15 protein-coding genes and 3 pseudogenes are annotated in these 19271 nt (G+C 69.5%); 7 read left to right on the forward strand and 11 right to left on the reverse strand.

The genetic code is table 11. From position 1 onward, the window contains the following. Both glyA and gcvH read right to left on the reverse strand, forming a co-directional pair. On the reverse strand, positions 1–909 hold a 909-nt coding region (gene glyA, locus GFH49_RS00665; protein WP_155053755.1), incomplete at its 3' end, for a serine hydroxymethyltransferase. After that, a complete protein-coding gene (gene gcvH, locus GFH49_RS00670) occupies positions 906–1343 on the reverse strand; it encodes a glycine cleavage system protein GcvH (protein WP_155053756.1) in 438 nt (145 codons plus the stop codon). The genes gcvH and glyA, both read right to left, overlap by 4 nt. Positions 1344–1801: 458 nt before the next feature. Between gcvH and purU the strand changes: the two genes are divergently transcribed. Then, positions 1802–2674: a formyltetrahydrofolate deformylase gene (gene purU / locus GFH49_RS00675; RefSeq protein ID WP_155053757.1), complete on the forward strand. Its 873-nt coding sequence runs from the start codon at positions 1802–1804 to the stop codon at positions 2672–2674. A gap of 197 nt (positions 2675–2871) precedes the next feature. On the opposite strand, the gene folP is transcribed toward purU, so the two are convergent. Both folP and GFH49_RS00685 read right to left on the reverse strand, forming a co-directional pair. Further along, on the reverse strand, positions 2872–3762 hold the full coding sequence (gene folP, locus GFH49_RS00680; RefSeq protein WP_155053758.1) for a dihydropteroate synthase: 891 nt from the start codon (positions 3760–3762) through the stop codon (positions 2872–2874). 136 nt (positions 3763–3898) lie between these two features. After that, positions 3899–4759: a bifunctional methylenetetrahydrofolate dehydrogenase/methenyltetrahydrofolate cyclohydrolase gene (locus tag GFH49_RS00685; RefSeq protein ID WP_155053759.1), complete on the reverse strand. Its 861-nt coding sequence runs from the start codon at positions 4757–4759 to the stop codon at positions 3899–3901. Between the two features lie 245 nt (positions 4760–5004). On the opposite strand from GFH49_RS00685, the gene GFH49_RS00690 reads away from it, so the two are divergent. The 4 genes and pseudogenes from GFH49_RS00690 to GFH49_RS00705 form a co-directional block, all read left to right on the forward strand. Beyond that, positions 5005–7509 carry a GcvT family protein gene (locus tag GFH49_RS00690; RefSeq protein WP_155053760.1) on the forward strand — a complete coding sequence of 835 codons (2505 nt, stop codon included), beginning with the start codon at positions 5005–5007 and terminating at the stop codon, positions 7507–7509. Positions 7510–7558: 49 nt separating this feature from the next. Continuing rightward, a complete protein-coding gene (locus GFH49_RS00695) occupies positions 7559–8329 on the forward strand; it encodes an electron transfer flavoprotein subunit beta/FixA family protein (protein ID WP_155053761.1) in 771 nt (256 codons plus the stop codon). Then, positions 8326–9315: an electron transfer flavoprotein subunit alpha/FixB family protein gene (locus GFH49_RS00700; RefSeq protein ID WP_155053762.1), complete on the forward strand. Its 990-nt coding sequence runs from the start codon at positions 8326–8328 to the stop codon at positions 9313–9315. Before GFH49_RS00695 ends, GFH49_RS00700 begins: the two co-directional genes overlap by 4 nt. A 178-nt stretch (positions 9316–9493) precedes the next feature. Then, positions 9494–11773 (forward strand): annotated as a pseudogene (locus GFH49_RS00705) ((Fe-S)-binding protein); the annotation flags it as partial. A 466-nt stretch (positions 11774–12239) separates the two neighbouring features. Here GFH49_RS00705 and GFH49_RS00710 read toward each other — a convergent pair. Next, complete coding sequence (locus tag GFH49_RS00710; RefSeq protein ID WP_155053764.1) at positions 12240–12911, reverse strand: GntR family transcriptional regulator; 672 nt, start codon at positions 12909–12911, stop codon at positions 12240–12242. A 158-nt stretch (positions 12912–13069) separates the two neighbouring features. Here GFH49_RS00710 and GFH49_RS39665 point away from each other — a divergent pair. Next, positions 13070–13423, forward strand: a pseudogene (locus tag GFH49_RS39665) (helix-turn-helix domain-containing protein); the annotation flags it as partial. 78 nt (positions 13424–13501) lie between these two features. Here GFH49_RS39665 and GFH49_RS00720 read toward each other — a convergent pair. Then, entirely contained in the window at positions 13502–14338 is an 837-nt protein-coding gene (locus GFH49_RS00720; protein ID WP_155053766.1) for a methylenetetrahydrofolate reductase, read from the reverse strand. Positions 14339–14651: 313 nt separating this feature from the next. On the opposite strand from GFH49_RS00720, the gene GFH49_RS00725 reads away from it, so the two are divergent. Next, the gene (locus GFH49_RS00725; protein WP_155053771.1) at positions 14652–15398 is read left to right on the forward strand and encodes an IclR family transcriptional regulator; all 747 of its coding nucleotides are present in this window, start codon (positions 14652–14654) and stop codon (positions 15396–15398) included. A gap of 1 nt (position 15399) precedes the next feature. On the opposite strand, the gene GFH49_RS00730 is transcribed toward GFH49_RS00725, so the two are convergent. The 5 genes and pseudogenes from GFH49_RS00730 to GFH49_RS00750 all read right to left on the reverse strand — a co-directional run. Continuing rightward, positions 15400–16530 (reverse strand): aromatic ring-hydroxylating oxygenase subunit alpha, encoded by a 1131-nt coding sequence (locus tag GFH49_RS00730; RefSeq protein WP_155053767.1) that lies wholly within the window; start codon positions 16528–16530, stop codon positions 15400–15402. 141 nt (positions 16531–16671) lie between these two features. Beyond that, positions 16672–17832, reverse strand: a complete 1161-nt coding sequence (locus tag GFH49_RS00735; RefSeq protein ID WP_155053768.1) for an NAD(P)/FAD-dependent oxidoreductase — start codon at positions 17830–17832, stop codon at positions 16672–16674. Further along, a complete protein-coding gene (locus GFH49_RS00740) occupies positions 17829–18191 on the reverse strand; it encodes a bifunctional 3-phenylpropionate/cinnamic acid dioxygenase ferredoxin subunit (RefSeq protein WP_155053769.1) in 363 nt (120 codons plus the stop codon). Before GFH49_RS00740 ends, GFH49_RS00735 begins: the two co-directional genes overlap by 4 nt. A 198-nt stretch (positions 18192–18389) precedes the next feature. Continuing rightward, positions 18390–19019 carry an MBL fold metallo-hydrolase gene (locus GFH49_RS00745; RefSeq protein ID WP_155053770.1) on the reverse strand — a complete coding sequence of 210 codons (630 nt, stop codon included), beginning with the start codon at positions 19017–19019 and terminating at the stop codon, positions 18390–18392. Further along, positions 19019–19271 (reverse strand): annotated as a pseudogene (locus tag GFH49_RS00750) (S-(hydroxymethyl)mycothiol dehydrogenase); the annotation flags it as partial. The pseudogene GFH49_RS00750 and the gene GFH49_RS00745, both read right to left, overlap by 1 nt.

Raw genomic sequence — 19271 nt, forward strand, 5'->3', positions numbered from 1 at the left:
CGCCGTCAGCCGCTCGGCGAGGATCTTCGCGCCCTCGACCGTGCGGCGCTGCCGCTCCTTGAACTCCTCCGACGCCGCGACCTTGAAGGAGACCGCCTTGGCCGCGATCACATGCTCCAGCGGGCCGCCCTGGAACCCCGGGAAGACCGACGAGTTCAGCTTCTTCGCGAAGTCCTTGCTGCGCGCGAGGATGATGCCGCCGCGCGGGCCGCCGAGCGTCTTGTGGGTGGTGGAGGTGACCACGTCGGCGTACTCCACCGGGTTCGGGTGCAGGCCCGCCGCGACCAGGCCCGCGAAGTGCGCCATGTCGACCCACAGGTACGCCTCGACCTCGTCGGCGATCCGGCGGAACTCGGCGAAGTCCAGCTGCCGCGGGTACGCCGACCACCCCGCGATGATCACCTTCGGGCGGTGCTCCTTCGCCAGCCGCTCCAGCTCCGCCATGTCGACCAGACCGGTCTCGGAGTCCACGTGGTACGGGACCACCTGGAACTGCTTGCCGGAGAAGTTGATCTTCATGCCGTGGGTCAGGTGACCGCCGTGCGCCAGGTCCAGGCCCAGGATCGTGTCACCGGGCTGGGCCAGCGCGAACAGGGCGGCCTGGTTGGCCGAAGCGCCCGAGTGCGGCTGCACGTTGGCGTACTCGGCGCCGAACAGCTCCTTGAGCCGGTCGATCGCGATCTGCTCGGCGACGTCGACATGCTCACAGCCGCCGTAGTAGCGGCGGCCGGGGTAGCCCTCGGCGTACTTGTTGGTCAGGACCGAGCCCTGCGCCTGAAGGACCGCGACCGGCGCGAAGTTCTCGGACGCGATCATTTCGAGGGTGGACTGCTGACGGTTCAGCTCGGCGTCGACCGCGGCGGCGACCTCGGGGTCGAGCTCGTGCAGGGACTGGTTGAACAGGGTCATCGGCGGTCTCCTCGGATGTGGGCGCAGTGGGCGGCGTAGGCCTCGGCGGACAGGGCGCCGGCGATGTTCTCGACCCGCAGTCTGAACAGCCAACCGCCGGTGTAGGGCGCGGCGTTGACGGTGCCCGGATCGTCAGCCAGGGCGGTGTTGACGTCCAGGACTCGGCCCGAGGCGGGCGCGTACAGGACGCTGGTGGCCGTGCGGGACTCGATGTGCCCGCAGCTCTCCCCGGCCTCGACCCAGGTGCCGACTTCGGGCAGCCGGAGGTGGACGACGTCACCGAGAGCCTGTGTCGCGAACGCGGTGATGCCGACCGTGGCATTGCCCTCGTCCACGACCAGCCACTCGTGGTCCCAGGTGTAGCGCAGGTGCCGCGGGATGCACGCGGCGGTCTCGTGCGCGGATTCCAGGGGGAGGCGGGGCGGCGGGCTCATGAGACGGCGGCGGGCAGCAGATGTCCGTCCGCCGGCCTTGCCGGCGACGCTCCGACGACGGTGATGCTCCTCATGCCGGCTCCAGACGGTGAGCTGTCTCGCATAACACAACGACACTCTCTATACGCAACATGCTTTCCGCGCGGTGCGGGCGCTGTCAAGGGAGGTACCGCACATCAATTTCCGATGACGCTCAAGTCGCGCATCCCGCGACCGGCGCCCGGCTTGTTCCGCAGCCAGGTGCGGGACCCGCTGATGATGCGCGCCGACACCCCACCCGGGCCGGGGTCCGGCGCCGGGATCGTCTCCACAGAGACCGATGCGCCCTTCCGGAACGCACCGCCAAGGGACAGATTCACGGCACCACCCCTTGACCGCCGAGCCGCCCCCCTCCCACTATGTTGCGCATTGCTCATCACGTTGCGCCATCCGCACCACATCAGATGACGGAGGAAGGCATGTCTCCTCGACCGCAGCCCGGCCGCGAGTTCGTCCTCACCCTTTCGTGTCCCGACCAGGCCGGTCTCGTCCACGCCGTGACGACCTTTCTGGTGAGCCACTCCGGAAACATCCTGGAGAGCCAGCAGTTCAACGACCGGGGGCAGGACCGCTTTTTCATGCGGGTGCACTTCGACGTCTCGGACCCCGGCATCTCACTGGAGGACCTGCGCACCGGATTCGGCCCGGTCGGTCAGGCGTACGGGATCAGCTGGCAGCTGCACGACGCCTCGACCCCGACGCGCACACTGATCATGGTGTCGAAGTTCGGCCACTGCCTGAACGACCTGCTCTTCCGCAGGTCCATGGGCGCCCTCAACATCGACATCCCCGCGATCGTCTCCAACCACCGCGACTTCGAGTCACTGGCGCAGAGTTACGGCATTCCCTTCCACCACATCCCGGTGACCAGGGAGACCAAGGCCCAGGCCGAGGCACGGCTGCTGGAGCTGGTGCGCGAGCTGGACGTCGACCTGGTGGTCCTGGCCCGCTATATGCAGATCCTCTCCGACGACCTGTGCAAGCAGCTTGAGGGCAAGGCCATCAACATCCACCACTCGTTCCTGCCGAGCTTCAAGGGCGCCCGGCCCTACGTCCAGGCGCACCGGCGCGGGGTGAAGCTCGTCGGCGCCACGGCGCACTACGTCACGCCCGACCTCGACGAAGGCCCCATCATCGAGCAGGACGTCGTCCGCGTGGACCACTCGCGCGATCCCGATGAACTGGTCGCCATCGGACGTGATGTCGAGGCGCAGGTACTCTCCCGCGCCGTCGAGTGGCACAGTGAGAGCCGGGTGCTGGTCAACGGGCACTGCACCGTGGTCTTCCGCTGACACGGCGGCCGTGCGACCACGCCGACGGCCGTGGTCGCGACGGCGGCCTGGGATCCGGCGTCCGGGCGTGATCCGGCCGTCGGGGCCCTCCCGCACAACCCCTGTGATCCCACGCGCCCTCGCGCCGGCCCTGATCGACGGGGCGGAGGAGACCGACCGCCGGACGGGCTGTGCGGGCCGAGTTCCCGCAGGGGCGTTCAGCGCGTCAGGTGTTGCGCCGACGCCTCCACCTCGGCACCCCAGCGGGCCGTCACCCGTACCGCATCGGCCGTCGACGCCACGTCGTGCACGCGCAGGCACCAGACGCCCTGCGCGGCGGCGAGCGCGGACACGGCGGTCGTCGCTGCGTCCCGCAGCGGTGCCGGACGGGGCTGTCCCGTCGCCGGGTCCGCCAGCAGCCGGCCCAGGAACGACTTGCGTGAAGCCCCCACGAGGACGGGCAGGCCAAGCGCCCGCACCTCGCCGAGGCGGCCCAGCAGCTCCCAGTTGTGCCCGGACTCCTTCGCGAAGCCCAGCCCGGGGTCGATGATCAGATGACCCGGCGGGATCCCCGCCTCCAGCGCGGCGTCGATCCTCAGCCGCAGTTCGTCGAGCACGTCGGTGACGACATCGCCGTAAACGGCGTTCGCCTGCATGCCCGCGGAGTGCCCGCGCCAGTGCATCGCGATGTAGGGCGTGCCGGCCCGGGCCATCAGCGGCAGCATCGCGGGGTCGGCGAGGCCTCCGGAGACGTCGTTGACCAGCCGCGCACCCGCGTCCAGCGCGCGGGCGGCGACCTCGGCCCGCATGGTGTCAGCGCTCACGACCGCGCCCGCCGCGGAGAGTTCCCGGACGACGGGCAGGACGCGTCGCAACTCCTCCTCCACTGGCGGGCGTCTCGCGCCGGGCCGCGTCGACTCGCCGCCCACGTCCACGATGTCCGCGCCCTGTCCGAGCAGCGCGAGCCCATGCGCGACGGCTGCTTCCGCGGCGAACGACAGGCCGCCGTCGGAGAACGAGTCCGGGGTGACGTTCACGACGCCCATGACCAGCGTCCTCCCGGGTCGCGGCAGCCCGTGCGGGTGGGGACCGGTGGTGACCTGAGCCATGGGGGTCACAGGAGGCCCGCTTCGGGACTGAAAAGTGCGGATCCTGCCCGTAGCGCGGATCCTGCCCGTAGCGCGGATCCTGCCCGTAGCGCGGATCCTGCCCGTAGCGCGGATCCCGCGCGTACTTGGGGAACGTTCATACGGCGGTCGTCTTCCGTTCGGCCGCCTCGACCACGTTGGCCAGCAGCATCGCCCGGGTCATGGGGCCCACGCCGCCAGGCATCGGCGCGAGCCAGCCGGCCACGGTCACGGCCTCCGGGTGCACATCACCGGCCAGACCCTCCTCGGTGCGGGTGATGCCGACATCCAGGACCACCGCGCCGGGGCGCAGCATGTCCTTGGTGATCAGTCCGGGCGACCCGGCCGCCGCTATGACGATGTTGGCCTCGCGGACATGCCAGGCGAGGCCCTTGGTGCCGGTGTGGCACAGGGTGACGGTCGCGTTCTCGGAGCGGCGGGTGAGGAGGAGGCCGAGGGGGCGTCCGACGGTGATGCCGCGGCCGATCACGCACACCCGGGCGCCCGCGAGGGGCACCTCATGGCGGCGGAGCAGTTCGACGATGCCGCGCGGGGTGCACGGCAGCGGGGCCTCGACGCCCAGGGTGAGCCGGCCGAGGTTGACGGGGTGCAGGCCGTCGGCGTCCTTGGCCGGGTCCATGCGCTCCAGTACGGCGCCCGCGTCCAGGTGGCGCGGGAGCGGGAGCTGGACGATGTAGCCGGTGCAGTCCGGGTCGGCGTTGAGCTCGTCGATCGTGTCCTCGACCTGCTGCTGGGAGGCATCGGCGGGCAGGTCCCGGCGGATGGAGGCGATGCCGACCTGGGCGCAGTCGCGGTGCTTGCCGGCGACGTAGGCACGGCTGCCCGGGTCGTCGCCGACCAGGACGGTGCCCAGGCCCGGCGGGCGGCCGGCCGTGGCGGTCAGCTTGGTCACGCGTTCGGCAAGTTCGCGGCGGATGTCGGCGGCGGTCGCCTTGCCGTCGAGCAGCTGTGCATTCACCGGCAGTGCTCCTCTTCCTTGGATTCCTTGGATTCCCTTGGATGCAGATGTGGAGCGGGGCCTGCCTCGATGTGCGTCGTCGCCCCGCCAGCGGCTGACATCCCACTGATATATGAGGAATCTGTCAAGGGGTCGCCATCGGGTGCGGCCGCTCCACCTCACCCCCTCTTGACCGTCGGCCGCCTGCCGTATAGCGTCACCGCACAACTGGTATATCAGTCGCGTGTCACTTGAGGGAGGTCCCCATGGCAGAGGTTCCGCAGCAGGCCAAATGCGTCGTGATCGGGTCCGGCATCGTCGGCAACAGCCTGGTCCACCACCTGGCCCGGCTCGGCTGGCGCGACATCGTGCAGCTCGACAAGGGCCCGCTGCCCAACCCCGGTGGCTCGACCGGCCACGCCTCCAACTTCATCTTCCCCGTCGACCACTCCCGCGAGATCACCGATCTGACGCTGGACTCGGTGCGGCAGTACAAGGAGCTGGGCGTCTTCACCGAGTCCGGCGGCTTCGAGATCGCGCGCACCGAGGAGCGCATGGAGGAGCTGCGCCGCCGGATGTCCAGCGCCAAGGCCTGGGGCATCGAGTCGGAGCTGGTCTCTCCCGCCTTCGTCAAGGAGAAGGTGCCGTTCATTGAGGAAGACCAGTTCATCGGCGCCTTCTGGACCCCGGGCGTCGGCGTCGTCGACTCCCTGCGCGCGGGCACGATCATGCGTGACGGCGCCATCGAGAGCGGCGCGCTGACCAGCGTGCCCAACGTCGAGGTGACCGCCCTGGACGTCGAGGACGGCCGGATCCGCCGGGTACGCACGAACAAGGGCGACATCGAGGCCGAGTACGTCGTCATCGCCTGTGGTGTGTGGAGCCCGAAGATCGGTGACATGGCCGGCGTCAGCATCCCGCTGACCCCCGCCGTCCACCAGATGATCTCCGTGGGCCCCTGCCCGCAGCTGTCCGGGCTGCCCGGCGAGATCAACTTCCCGATCGTCCGGGACATGGACACCTTCTGCTACGAGCGCCAGCACGGCGCGGACATGGAGGTGGGTTCCTACGCCCACCGGGCGATCCTGCACGAGCCGGAGGACATCCCCAGCATCGAGCAGTCCAAGCTCAGCCCCACCGAGATGCCGTTCACCTCCGACGACTTCGACCCGCAGCTGGAGCAGGCCTACGAGCTGATGCCCGAGCTGCTGGGTGCCGACGGCGCGGAGATGCGGTACGCGATCAACGGCCTGCTCTCGCTGACCTGCGACGGCGCCCCGATCCTCGGCGAGAGCCAGGTCAAGGGCCTGTGGACGGCAGCCGCGGTGTGGATCAAGGAGGGCCCGGGCGTCGGACGCGCGGTCGCGGAGTGGATGGTCCAGGGCCACAGCGAGATCGACATCTCGCACTGCGACATCGCCCGGTTCTACCCCCACCAGATGCGCCGCGAGCACACCCGGCTGCGCACCACCGAGTCGTTCATCAAGACCTACGGCATCGTCCACCCCGCCGAGCAGTACGAGTCCGACCGCGAGCAGCGGCTCTCCCCCATGAACGAGTCGCAGAAGAAGCTCGGTGCGGTCTTCTTCGAGGCCGTCGGCTGGGAGCGTCCGCAGTGGTACGGGTCCAACGCCGACCTCCTGGAGGTGTACGGCGACCGTGTGATGCCGCGCGAGCACGAGTGGGACGCGCGCTGGTGGAGCCCGATCGTCAACGCCGAGCACCTGCGGATGCGCGAGTCCGCGGGCGTCATCGACCTGACCGCCTTCGCGATCTTCGACATCACCGGTCCCGGCGCGCTGGACGCCGTGCAGCGCACCTGTGTCGCGCAGTGCGACGTGGCGGTCGGCAAGGTGATCTACACCCCGGTGCTGGACGGCAAGGGCGGCTTCCGCTCCGACCTCACCGTGATGCGCCTGGGTGAGGACCACTACCGGGTCGTCACCGGCGGCGCGCACGGCATGGCGGACAAGAAGTGGTTCGCCGACCAGCTCGGCGACGACGCGTCCCTGGTGGACCTCACCGACCAGGTCTCCACGATCGGGCTGTGGGGCCCGAAGGCCCGCGACATCCTCTCTCAGCTGACCGACGCGGACGTGTCCCACGAGGGCTTCGGCTTCCTCAGCTGCCGCGAGATCGACCTCGACGGCATCACCGTGCTGGCCTCCCGGATCTCCTACGTCGGCGAGCTCGGCTGGGAGCTGTACGTCTCCTTCGACCAGGCCGCCGCGGTGTGGGACAAGCTGCTCGCGACGGGTGCGCCCCTGGGTGCCCGCCCGGTCGGCATCGGCGTCTACGTGACCACGGGGCGGATCGAGAAGGCCTACCGGGCCTTCGGCCTCGAACTCGACGGCGAGCGCACCATCGTCGAGGCGGGCATGCAGCGGCCGAAGGTGAAGGGTGCCGACTTCATCGGCAAGGAGGCCTACCTGGCACAGCGCGCCAGTGAGCCCGCGGCGGTGCTGTGCACATTGGCTGTCGACGACCACACGTCGGCGTCCGGGGTGAAGCGGTACATGCTCGGCGGCGAGCCGATCCTGACCCGCTCCGGCGAGACGCTGACCGACGGGCACGGGCACCACCCGTACGTCACCACCGCCGGTTCGGCCCCCTCGCTGGGCAAGCACCTGCTGCTGGCGTACCTGCCGCCCGAGCAGGCGCGGATCGGCAACGAGCTCGCGGTCTCCTACATGGAGGAGCTCTACCCCGTGACCGTGATCGGCAACGACGCCACGCCCCCCTTCGACCCGGACAACGAGCGGATCCGCTGATGACGGTGCTGTCAGTGGCCGGCACCGCCGAGACCACGAGAGGTGAACGATGACGAACGTATTGGTCTGCATCAAGCGGGTCCCCGACTCCTCCGGTGAGGTCCTGCTCACCGACGACCAGCAGGGCGTCGACGGAAGGTACGTCGGCTTCACCGTGAGCAACCACGAGAGCTGTGCGGTCGAGCTGGCGGTCCAGACCGCCGAGGCGACCGGCGGTACGGTCACGCTGCTCACGGTCGGCCCGTCCGAGGCCACCGAGCAGCTGCGGGACACGCTGGCGCTCGGCTGCCACGCCGCCGTCCTGGTGGAGGCGGAGCCGACCCGGCTCGGCCCGGCCGACGTGGCCCGGGAGATCGCGCACGTCGTGCGTGAGAAAGAGGCCGCGGGCACGACGTACGACCTGATCCTGCTCGGCAACGACGCCGCCGACAGCGGCGACTTCCAGGTGGGCATCCGGCTGGCCCACGCGCTCGGCCGGCCCGTGGTCAACGGCGTGTCGACGGTCGAGGTGGCCGACGGCCATCTGACCGCCCGCGGTGACGGCCCCGACGGTGAGGAGACCTACTCGCCGCCGCTGCCCGCGGTCGCCACCGTGCTGGAGGGCGGGGTGGAGCCGCGCTACCCGACGCTGAGGGGCCGGATGGCTGCCAAGAAGGTCGAGATCGAGACCCGGCCCCTGTCGGCCGAGCCCGCCGGGGCGAGCCGGGTGCGGCTGCTGCTGCCCCCGCCGATGCCCTCGATGGTCGAGGTGCTGGGCGAGGGCCCGGAGGCGGCCGGTGCGGTCGCCGACCTGTTCGGAAAGCTGGGGGTGACCCGATGATTCTGGTGCTGGTAGAGACGGAGAACGGCGCCGCGAGCGAGATCTCCCTGGAGACGCTCGCCTTCGCCCGGGCACTGTCGGCCGAGGGCGGCGGCATCGCCATCCGCGCGGTCGTGGTCGGCGAGGTCGACAACCGCGACGCGCTGGCAGCCGAGCTGGGCACCCACGGCGCGGCGGAGGTCCACCACGCGGTGGGCGAGGCGTTCACGTCGTACGCCGGGGCCGCCTGGGCGGCGGCGCTGCAGGCGATCCGCGAGTCGACCCGCTCCGTCGTGGTCACCGCGGCGGGCTCGCCCCGGGGCAACGAGGTGCTGGCGCATCTGGCCGCCCGGCTCGATGTGCCCATGGCCGCCAACGCGACCGCCTTCCAGGGCCTGGCGCCGTTCGTGGTGACCCGGCAGGTGGTCGGCGGGGCGGCCATGGAGGAGATGACGCTCGGCCAGCGGCCCGCCATCTTCACCGTCGCCGGCCACTCGTGGGCCGTGTCGCCGGTGGAGGGCGCGTCGCCCGCCGCCTGGGTGGAGGTCACCCCCGAGGTCGCCGAGTCCGACCTCGTGGCGCGAGTCGTGTCGACCGGCACCAAGGAGGTCGACCACTCCGGCTCGCTGAAGTCCGCCAAGGTCGTCGTGGGTGCCGGACGCGGGGCCGGCGGAGCGGACGGCTTCGACGCGGTCGCCGAACTCGCCGAGCTGCTCGGCGGCGCGGTGGGTGTGTCCCGGGTGGTCACCTCGCTGGGCTGGCGTCCCCACCACGAGCAGGTCGGCCAGACCGGCTCCCGGATCAGCCCGGATCTGTACGTCCCGTGCGGGATCTCCGGTGCCATCCAGCACTGGGCGGGCTGCGCGTCGTCGAAGACGATCCTCGCGATCAACACCGATCCCGAGGCACCGATGATGACCAAGGCGAACTACTCTGTCGTCGGCGACATGCACGAGGTGCTTCCCGCGATCATCGAGGAGCTCAGGTCGCGTGGTGTGAGCGGCTGAGACGTGTGACCGGCGGTACGTCACCCGCGGGTGTGTTGTGGCTGGTCGCGCCCGCGCGGCGAAACCGCATAATGGCTGCCCCGCGCCCCGTACGGGGCGCGGGGCAGCCACCGCTGTCGGCGACATCCGGCGCCCTCTGGCGCCGCCCGGCCAGAAGACCGTCCCCGAGGAAACCCTGATGCAGATCTTCGCCCTGGTGGCGTCGCTGGCACTCACGCTGGCCGCCCTGTTCGTCCTGGTCCCAGCGGTCCGGAGCATGCTCCGGGTGATTCGGATGGGCCAGGCCGCGAGCCCGAGCCGCACCGACGATCCCGTCGCCCGTACGGTCACCATGCTCAAGGAGACCGTGCTGCACACCCGGATGCTCCAGTGGACCTGGGTCGGCGTCATGCACTGGTTCGTGTTCGCCGCGTTCCTGTTCCTGAGCACCGCGGTGGCGGGCGCCTACGTCCAGCTCTTCGACCCCGAGTGGGCCTGGCCGATCGTGGGCCACTGGTATCCCTTCGAATGGTTCAGCGAGTTCATCGGCGCGCTGAGCACGGTCGGGATCGTCTGGCTGATCGTTTACCGCCAGAAGCACCACCCCCGCACAGAGGGCCGCAAGAGCCGGTTCTTCGGCTCGACGTTCTGGCAGGCCTACTTCGTGGAGTTCCTGGCCCTGCTCGAAGGTGCGGCGATCCTGTTCATCCGGGGCGCGGAATACCACCTGTCCGATCACGATCACGCGACCCGCGGGCATTTCCCCCTCTCCTCCTGGATCGGTGAAGCGCTCTACCCCGCCGGCCATGGCGCCAACGAGAACCTCGTGTATTTCATCGCGTTCTTCAAGATCGCGTTGGCGATGGTCTGGCTGATCGTCATCGGCCGCAACCTGACGATGGGCATCGCCTGGCACCGGTTCACCGCCTGGTTCAACATCTGGTTCAAGCGTGAGTCCTCGGGCCGTACGGCGCTGGGCGCGGTCAAGCCGCTCGCCGTCGGGGGCAAGGCGATCACCCTGGAGGACATCGACGATCTGGACGAGGACGTCACGCTCGGCGTCGGAGCGATCGAGGACTTCTCCTGGAAGGGCCTCCTCGACTTCACCACCTGCACCGAGTGCGGTCGCTGCCAGTCGCAGTGTCCGGCCTGGAACACCCAGAAGCCGCTCTCGCCGAAGCTGCTGATGAAGGGCCTGCGTGAGCACACCTATCTCAAGGCCGCCGGCCTGGCCGGACACGTGGACCGGGCACTGATCGGCAAGGGCGACGCGGACTCGGAGTCCTACAACCCCGAGGGCGGTGACTACGTCGTCGACGCGGACGTGCTCTGGTCGTGCACGACGTGCGGCGCCTGCGTCGAGCAGTGCCCGGTCGACATCGAGCACGTCGATCACATCGTGGACATGCGCCGCTACCAGGTGCTGATCGAGTCGGACTTCCCCGCCGAACTCAATCAGGTCTTCAAGGGCCTTGAGAACAGGGGCAATCCCTGGAACATGGCGGCGAGCGCGCGCATGGACTGGGCCAAGGGTCTGCCGTTCGAGGTCAAGGAGGTCGGCAAGGACCTCGAATCGCTGGAGTCGGTCGACTGGCTGTTCTGGGTCGGCTGCGCGGGCGCCTACGAGGACCGGGCCAAGAAGACGACGCGTGCGGTCGCCGAGCTGCTGCACATGGCCGGCGTCTCCTTCGGCGTCCTCGGCAACCGCGAGACCTGCACCGGCGACTCGGCCCGCCGCTCCGGCAACGAGTTCGTCTACCAGGCGCTGGCCCAGGAGAACGTCGAGACCTTCAAGGAGTTCAAGGTCAAGAAGGTCGTCGCGACCTGCGCCCACTGCTTCAACACACTGAAGAACGAGTACAAATCCTTCGGCATCGAGCTTGAGGTCGTCCACCACACCCAGTTGCTCAACCGTCTGGTGCGTGAGGGCAGGCTGACGCCGGTCGCCCCCGAGCCAGGCACCAGCACGCGGTCGATCACCTATCACGACCCGTGCTACCTCGGTCGGCACAACCAGGTCTACAGCCCGCCTCGCGAGCTGCTGTCGGCGCTGCCGGGCGCCAAGGTCGTCGAGATGGAGCGCAACTCCGAGCGGTCCTTCTGCTGCGGGGCGGGCGGCGCCCGGATGTGGATGGAGGAGAGCCTCGGCGAGCGGATCAACATGAACCGCAGCACGGAGGCCGTCGGCACCGGGGCCGATCAGATCGTGGTGGGCTGCCCGTTCTGCCGGGTGATGCTCTCCGACGGCGTCACGGCGCTCCAGGCCCAGGACGAGGCCCGCGAGGAGGTCGAGGTCCTCGACGTCGCGCAGATGCTGCTCGCCTCGGTCAAGGGCGGCGAGGCCACGGTCAAGGCCGAGACGGCCCCCGCCACCGCACCCACCACCACGGCTCCTCCGGCGGCCACTCCTGCCGAGCCGACCGCCCCCAGCGCCGCGGGGCCGTCGTTGTTCGACGAGCCACCCACCGAGCCGACCCCGAAGCCACCCGCCAGCACCTCGCTGTTCGACCAGCCCACAGCTGAACCGGCCACTCCAGCAGGCTCACTCTACGACCAGCCCAAGGCCGAACCGGCCACCCCCGCCAGCTCACTCTTCGACCAGCCCGAAACCCAACCGGCCACCCCCGCCAGCTCACTCTTCGACCAGCCCGAAACCCAACCGGCGACCACAACCACCTCGCTCTTCGACGTCCCGGCCGACGAGGCACCAGCACCCACGCCCCCCGCACAAACCGCACCCTCAGGCTCCCTTTTCGACGTCGAGGAGGAACCGGAGCCCACGCCCGCCCCCGGCTCCCTCTTCGACGTCGAGGAGGCCGAGTCGGAGGAGCGTGAGGTCCCTCAGAAGCCGAAGGGCCTGTTCGACCTCTGATCGTTCGAGGGCCCGTAACCCACTTCGCCCTGCCGGCTTCTGGCCGGCAGGGCGAAACTGTTCTCAAGCGCGGTCAGAGCACGCCGCGGATCTCCCTCGCGAAGCCGGCGATGTGCTCATGGGTCAGCTGCTCGGCGCGGTCGGCGTCGCCGTCGGCGACGGCGTCGAGCAGGTCCGCGTGCTCGGTGATGTGGTGGGCGAAGTCGGGAAGCCGATCGATGACCAGGCACCAGATGCGGGTGGCCAGGTTGTCGTAGCGGATCAGCACATCCTCAAGATGTGGGTTGCCGGCCGCCTTGTAGATGAGCCGGTGCAGCGACATGTCCGTCCGCATCATCGCGGTACGGTCACCGTGCGGGCTCTCGCCGCCCCTCACCTCGTCGGCCTTGACGCGCAACGCGTCGCGCATGGCGCTGCTCGCGTGTACGGCGGCCCGCCGCGCGGCGAACGGCATGAGCTGCTCGCGGATGTCGGAGATCGCGCCGAGTTCGGTCACGTCGATGCCGGTGGCGAAGGTACCCCGGCGCGGGTACGACACCACGAGGTGGTCGGTCTCAAGCCGCTTGAGCGCCTCACGCACGGGTGTGCGTCCGACGCCGATCTCCGCGGCGAGCTGGTTGTCGTTGATGGGTTCGCCGGGCCGGATGTCGAGCATGACCAGCCGATCCTGAAGGCGCTCGTAGGCCAGGTCGGCCAATGAGACCGGCGCCTCGTCAGTCACGGGAGAGACCTCGGGGCTGCTCATCTTCCGGCCACCTCTTCCTTCACGCAGAACTGGCGGCACCAGCATCCTCTGCTCTGACATACTTCAAATATATCAGTAGCCGGAACACAAAGGGCCCGGCCGACCGCCGACGCCTTCCGTTCTGGTGGTTGTCGCAACACCCCAGTTCAGGGGATGCGTTGGACTTCGAGATCCGGAAGGTGCGGAGCCCTCAGGGCCGCAAGAAGCTCTCTGCTGAGCGAGCTGCGTACTTCCAGCTCATGCAGCAGGGCGTGAGCAACGAGGACGCGTGCCGGATCATCGGGGTGAACCCGAAGACCGGCAGGCGCTGGGGCAACGGACGTATACCGTCCGGCCGGAACAACGCGGCGCCACCGGTTCGTCCGGTGGCGCCGCCGTCCGCTTCCTCGTTGCGATACCTGAGCCAGGACGAGCGGATCTACATCGCCGACCGGATACGCGAGAAAGCGCCGGTCCGGGCCATCGCCGCCGAACTGGGCCGCGGCCCGTCCACCATCAGCCGCGAAATACGTCTTTCCGGCTCAGAGTTGCTGCCGGAGCAAGTCGCCGAGCACGGCCGCGAGTTCCGCAGGCCCGAACTCGGCGTGCGTTCAGGCGTTGAGCCGGTCCAGCAGGGCGCGGCGCCACTTCTCCGTCTCGGCGATCTGGTTGAAGGTGAACAGGTGCAGGCCCGCCACCCCGGCAGACGGCGCGGTCAGCGCCTCCTCGGTACGTGCCAGCAGCCTGTCGGGTGAGTACCCGCCGGGCGCCGCGAACCGCAGGAACCAGGAGGCGTGTTTCGTCAGGAAGCGCGTCGACTCGCCCACCCCGATCTTCGTCGCCATCGCCAGCAGCTTCGCCCGCTGCACGGGCCCGGCCACACCCACATGGACGGGCAGCACGACGTCCCGGCGCCGTATCCGAGCGATCCACTCCCCCAGCACCCGCGGGTCGAAGCAGAGGTTACTCACGATGTACGTGGCGTGCTCGCGCTTGTCCCACATCGCCTGGACGGTGATGTCGTCGTGGATGAGCGGATGGCTCTCGGGGTAGCCGGTGACGCCGACGCGGGCGAAGGGCCTGCCCAGTTCGCTCAGTCCGCGCAGCACCGGCAGCGCCCCGTCGTAGACGCCGGCCGGCGGGTCGGCGTCGCCGGCGGGGACGAACACGTCGTCCACGCCCGCCTCACGGAGCCGGCCCGCGACCTCCTTCAGGTGCACGTCGTCGCGGAGCAGCCGCGCGGGCACATGCGGGACGACGCGGTAGCCGTGCGCCGCGAGCCGGCCGGCCAGGTCGAGGGTCGGCTCCAGACCCTTGACCGGCGACGCCGTGACGGTGACGACGACATCGCGCGGGACATGGGCGAGGACCTTGTCCTCGGTCGCCTTCGCGGGCAACACCTCGTAGCGGACGCTGTCCAGCAGCGTCCGGAGTCCTGTGGCACCCACTGTCTACCTCGCCTGCTTCTGAGCGTCGGGGTGGCGGTGGTACGCGGCCTTCGACGGCACCGGCGGCTGCTTGTCGTGGACGACGTCGAAGTCGTGCTGCACAGAAGCCATGTTGCCCCGTCTCGCTCGCGCCGAAGGGATGTCAGACATGCTAGCGCTTGTAGCGTCATACGCACCAGGTTGCGGACAACGCAACTTCGGGTGCCTTCGTTTCGACCCGGTTACTTGCAGGTTTGTTGTTTACTGCGCGTATAGTTTCACTGTGAGCAACTACAGCCCTGATATGGAAACCACGAATTCACACGCCGGCGGCGTGCAGTCGGTGGACCGCGCCATCAGCGTCCTGGAGATCCTTGCTCAACGCGGCGAGGCGGGCGTGAGCGAAGTGGCGGCCGAGATCGACGTGCACAAGTCCACCGCCTTCCGTCTGCTCGGCGCCCTGGAGTCGCGCGGCCTGGTGGAACAGGCCGGGGAACGCGGCAAGTACCGGCTCGGCTTCGGGATCGTCCGGCTGGCCGGCGCCGTCACCGGCCGCTTCGACATCACCCAGCAGGGCCGCCCGGTCTGCGAAAGCCTCGCTGAGGAGCTGGGCGAGACCGTCAACATCGCCGTCATGCAGGAGCACTACGCGATCAACATGTACCAGGTGCGCGGCCCGGGGGCCATCAGTGCGTACAACTGGGTCGGTCAACTCACCCCCCTGCACGCCACGTCGAGCGGGAAAATCCTGCTGGCGTACCTGCCTGCCAAGGAGCGCGCGGCGCTGCTGGCCGAGACCGGCATGAAGAAGGTCACCCCGCGCACCATCACCGCCAAGACGAAGCTGGAGAAGAACCTCGCCGAGACGCTGGAGCGGGGCTACTCCATCACCATGGAGGAACTGGAGATCGGCCTGCACGCCATGGCCGCACCGGTCCGCAACCGGGACGGCGACGTCATCGCCGCTCTCAGCGCCTCCGGCCCCGCCTACCGGCTCACCGAGGAGCGCATGCACGAACTCTCCCCGCTGCTGCTCAAGGGCGCCGAGGAGATCAGTCACCGGATGGGCTACCTGGGCTGAGTCACGCCTGAGGGGTGCCCAGGCGCTCGTTCACCCAGTCGTGGAAGGCGCCGATGTGGTGCTCGCTGGGCACCAGCACGCCGCCCTTGGCGTACATCCTGGAGCTCATGCCGGGCTGGGTGCGCTCGCAGGCGTCGAAGTCCTGCTGATTGACGCGGTGGAAGAGTTCCACGGACCGGCTGACGTCCTTGCCGCTCTCGACGACGTGCGGGAGATAGAGCCAGTCGCACTCGACGATCGTGCGGTCCACAGCCACCGGGTACATCCGGTGGAAGATCACATGGTCGGGGACGAGGTTGATGAACACCTGGGGCCTGACGGTGATCGCGTAGTAGCGGCGGTCCTGGTCCTCGGCGACCCCGGGAATGCGGTCCAGGCCCTCGGAGCCGTCGACGGTGAAGCCCTGGACCTCCTCGCCGAACTCGGCACCGTGGCCGACGTAGTACTGAGCGGCGAAGCCGTCCGCGAACTCCGGGAGCACTTCGGTGAGTTCGGGGTGAATCGTGGCGCAGTGGTAGCACTCCATGAAGTTCTCGATGATGAGCTTCCAGTTCGCCTTCACGTCGTAGGTGATCCGCTTACCGACCGAGAGGCTCGCGATGTCGTAGTGCTCGATCGCCTCGGCGTCACCGAGGCGGCCGACGACGTCGCCGACGACGTCCTCCTCGAAGGGCGGCGGGTTCTCCGCCAGGCAGATCCAGACATAGCCGAGCCATTCGCGCACGGCCACGCTCACCAGGCCGTACTCGGTGCGGCCGATGTCGGGCATCTTGGTGAGGTTGGGCGCCGCGACCAGCTTGCCGTTCAGGTCGTACGTCCAGGCGTGGTAAGGGCATTGGAAGGCCCGTTTGACCTCGCCGGTCTCCTCCGTGCAGAGCTTGGCTCCGCGGTGCCGGCACACGTTGAAGTACGCACGGATGCTGTTGTCCCTCGCCCGGGTGACGAGGATGCTCTCGCGGCCCACGTCCACGGTACGGAAGGCACCGGGCTTCGCCAGTTCGGAGGCGCGCACGACGCAGAACCACATGGTCTCGAATATGTGCTCCTGCTCCTGGGCGAAGATCGCCGGATCCGTGTAGGAGGTGCCGGGGAGGGTGGCGATCAGGCTGTCCGGCAGGCGGGTCGAGGTCACGGTGCACTCCTCGGGAGAACGTCGGGGAGGGGTCATTCACGCGCCGGGGAGAGCGACTCCGGACGGTGTTGTGCGGTGTTGTGTATGGTGCAACGCTGCGCATTATGTGAAACCGCAGCATGGAATGCCGCCGGGGCGGTGTCAAGATGTGGCGGCGAGTTGCTTGCGCCAGCGCATGAACAGCCGCGGCTGGTTCATCCCCAGCACGGCGACCGGGTTCCCGGCTCGCCGGTAGACGGCCAGGACGTTGCGGTCGTCCGCGGCGCCGTCCTCGATGGTCACGCTGTCCGCGCCGGTCGCGTGACCGGCGAACTGGATCTTCACCCCGTACTGGTCGGACCAGAAGTACGGCGGCCGGGGCACGCCCGGTTCCACGGCGCCGCCCGCCAGCAGCGTGGCGATCGCGGCCTCCGGGCGCTCGCGCGCGCCGGTCCAGTGCTCGACGCGGCGATGGTGCCCGGCCCGGGGGTCGTACCAGCTGGCGCAGTCGCCGACCGCGACCACGCCGGCCAGGCTGGTGCGGCCGTCGGCGCCGCACTTGACGCCGTTGTCGAGCACCACGCCCGAACCTTCCAGCCACTCGACGCACGGACGGGCGCCCACACCGACCACCACGATGTCGGCCGGAATGCTGCGGCCGTCCTCAAGCAGGACGGCGTCCACTTGCCGCTCTCCGCTCAGCCCTTTGACGCCCACACCGCACAGCAGCCGTACGCCGTGGTCCGCGTGCAGGGCGGAGACGACGGCGCCCATGGTCTCGCCGAGCGGTCCGGCGAGCGGTGTCGGGGCGGCCTCGATCACCGTCACCTCAAGACCCAGGGCGTACGCGGTGGAGGCGACCTCGGCGCCGATGAAGCCTCCGCCGATCACCACCAGCCGTCCGCCGCGGACCAGTTCGTCGCGCAGGGCGCGGGCGTCGTCCAGGGTGCGCAGGGTGTGGACTCCGGCGAGGCCTTCGGAGCCGGGAAAGGTGCGGGCCGCGGCGCCGGTCGCGATGACGAAGCCGTCGGCGTGCACCTCCCGTCCGTCCGCGAGCCGGACGGCACGTGCCGTGTGGTCGAGTCCGGTCGCCCGGACACCGAGCAGCCACTCGGCGCTCAGGTCCTCGCCGTCCGCCTCCAGCGTGAGGTCCTCCTCGCCGAGGGTTCCGGCGAGAAACTCCTTGGACAACGGGGGCCTGTCATACGGCCGGTGGAGTTCGTCGCCGATGACGACCAGCCGCCCGTCGTAGCCCTGCTTGCGCAGTGAGCGTGCCGCCGACAGGCCGGCCAGCGAGGCGCCGACCACGGCGACGGTCCTCACGTGCCGGCCCCGGCGAGCTTGCGCGCGACGCAGTGCGGCAGGTTGGGAGCGGCCGTGGACAGCTTGACGTAGATCATGCCGTCCTCGACGACGACCTGGTGGGTCCGGACGGGGAGCTTGGCCGGCGGGGCGTCGACCTCGCCGGTCTTCAGGTTGAACTTAGAAGCGTGCAGCGGGCACTCCACCCAGCAGTCCTCCACCCAGCCGTCGGCGAGCGAGGCGTCCTGGTGGGTGCATGTGTCGTCCAGGGCGAAGAGTTCACCGTCCTCGGTGTGGAACACCGAGACCGGCGGGTCGGTCTCAAGCCGGAAGGCCTCTCCTCGCGGAAGGTCCGCCAGAGGGCACGCGGGAATCATCATGACCACCTCGGTGCGTATAGCGAAACGGATTGCGATTGACGCAACGCCAGTCTGCGGGCCGCTCCGAACCGTTGTCAAGGCATCACAAGGCACGGTTCACGCCGTTTGGCCGCGCGTTCTCCGGGCACCCCAAAGCGCCCGCACCACCTGCGGAAACAGGCGGAACGGGCGCCACGCGAAAGGCCCTGTCGGGGGCGGTCAGAAACCGCGGTCGATCCATTCCTGGAGGTGCGGGGCCTCCGCGGCGACGGTGGTCGTCTCCCCGTGCCCGGTGTGCACGACGGTGTCCCCCGGCAGCGTCAGCAGCCGGTCCCGGATCGAGTCGACGATGGTCGGGAAATGGCTGTACGACCTTCCGGTCGCCCCCGGCCCGCCGGCGAACAGCGTGTCGCCGCTGAAGAGGGCCGTCAGGGCCGGCGCGTACAGGCAGACCGCGCCGGGCGCATGGCCCGGTGTGTGCAGCACGGTCAGTTCGACGCCGGCCACCGTCAGGCCCTGGCCGTCGGCCAGTTCCGCGTCCGGCGCCCGCTCGGGGTGGGTCTGCTTCCACAGCGGCAGGTCGTCCGGATGGAGCAGGACCGGGGCACCCGTGCGCGCGGCGAGCTCGGGCGCGGCGTCGATGTGGTCGTTGTGCGCGTGCGTGCACACGATGGCCCGCAGGGTGCGCCCGCCGACGGCCCGCTCGATCGCCTCGGCGTCATGCGCGGCGTCGATGACGATCGCCTCGGTGTCGTCGCCGACGATCCACACGTTGTTGTCGACGTCCCAGGTGCCGCCGTCCAGCGAGAACGTGCCCGACGTGACGAGGTGTTCGATGCGGGCGGCCATCAGAGGACCACCACCGAGCGCAGTACGTCGCCGTGGTGCATCCGCTCGAAGGCCTTCTCGACCTCGTCCAGCGCGATGGTCTCCGTGACGAAGGCGTCCAGGTCCAGCCGGCCCTGCTGATAGAGGTCGATGAGCATCGGGAAGTCGCGCGACGGCAGGCAGTCGCCGTACCAGGAGGACTTCAGGGCGCCGCCGCGTCCGAAGACGTCCAGCAGCGGCAGTTCGAGCTTCATCTCGGGGGTGGGCACGCCG

The organism is Streptomyces blattellae, assembly GCF_009709555.1.
In the GTDB taxonomy this organism is placed as follows: Bacteria; Actinomycetota; Actinomycetes; order Streptomycetales; family Streptomycetaceae; genus Streptomyces; species Streptomyces blattellae.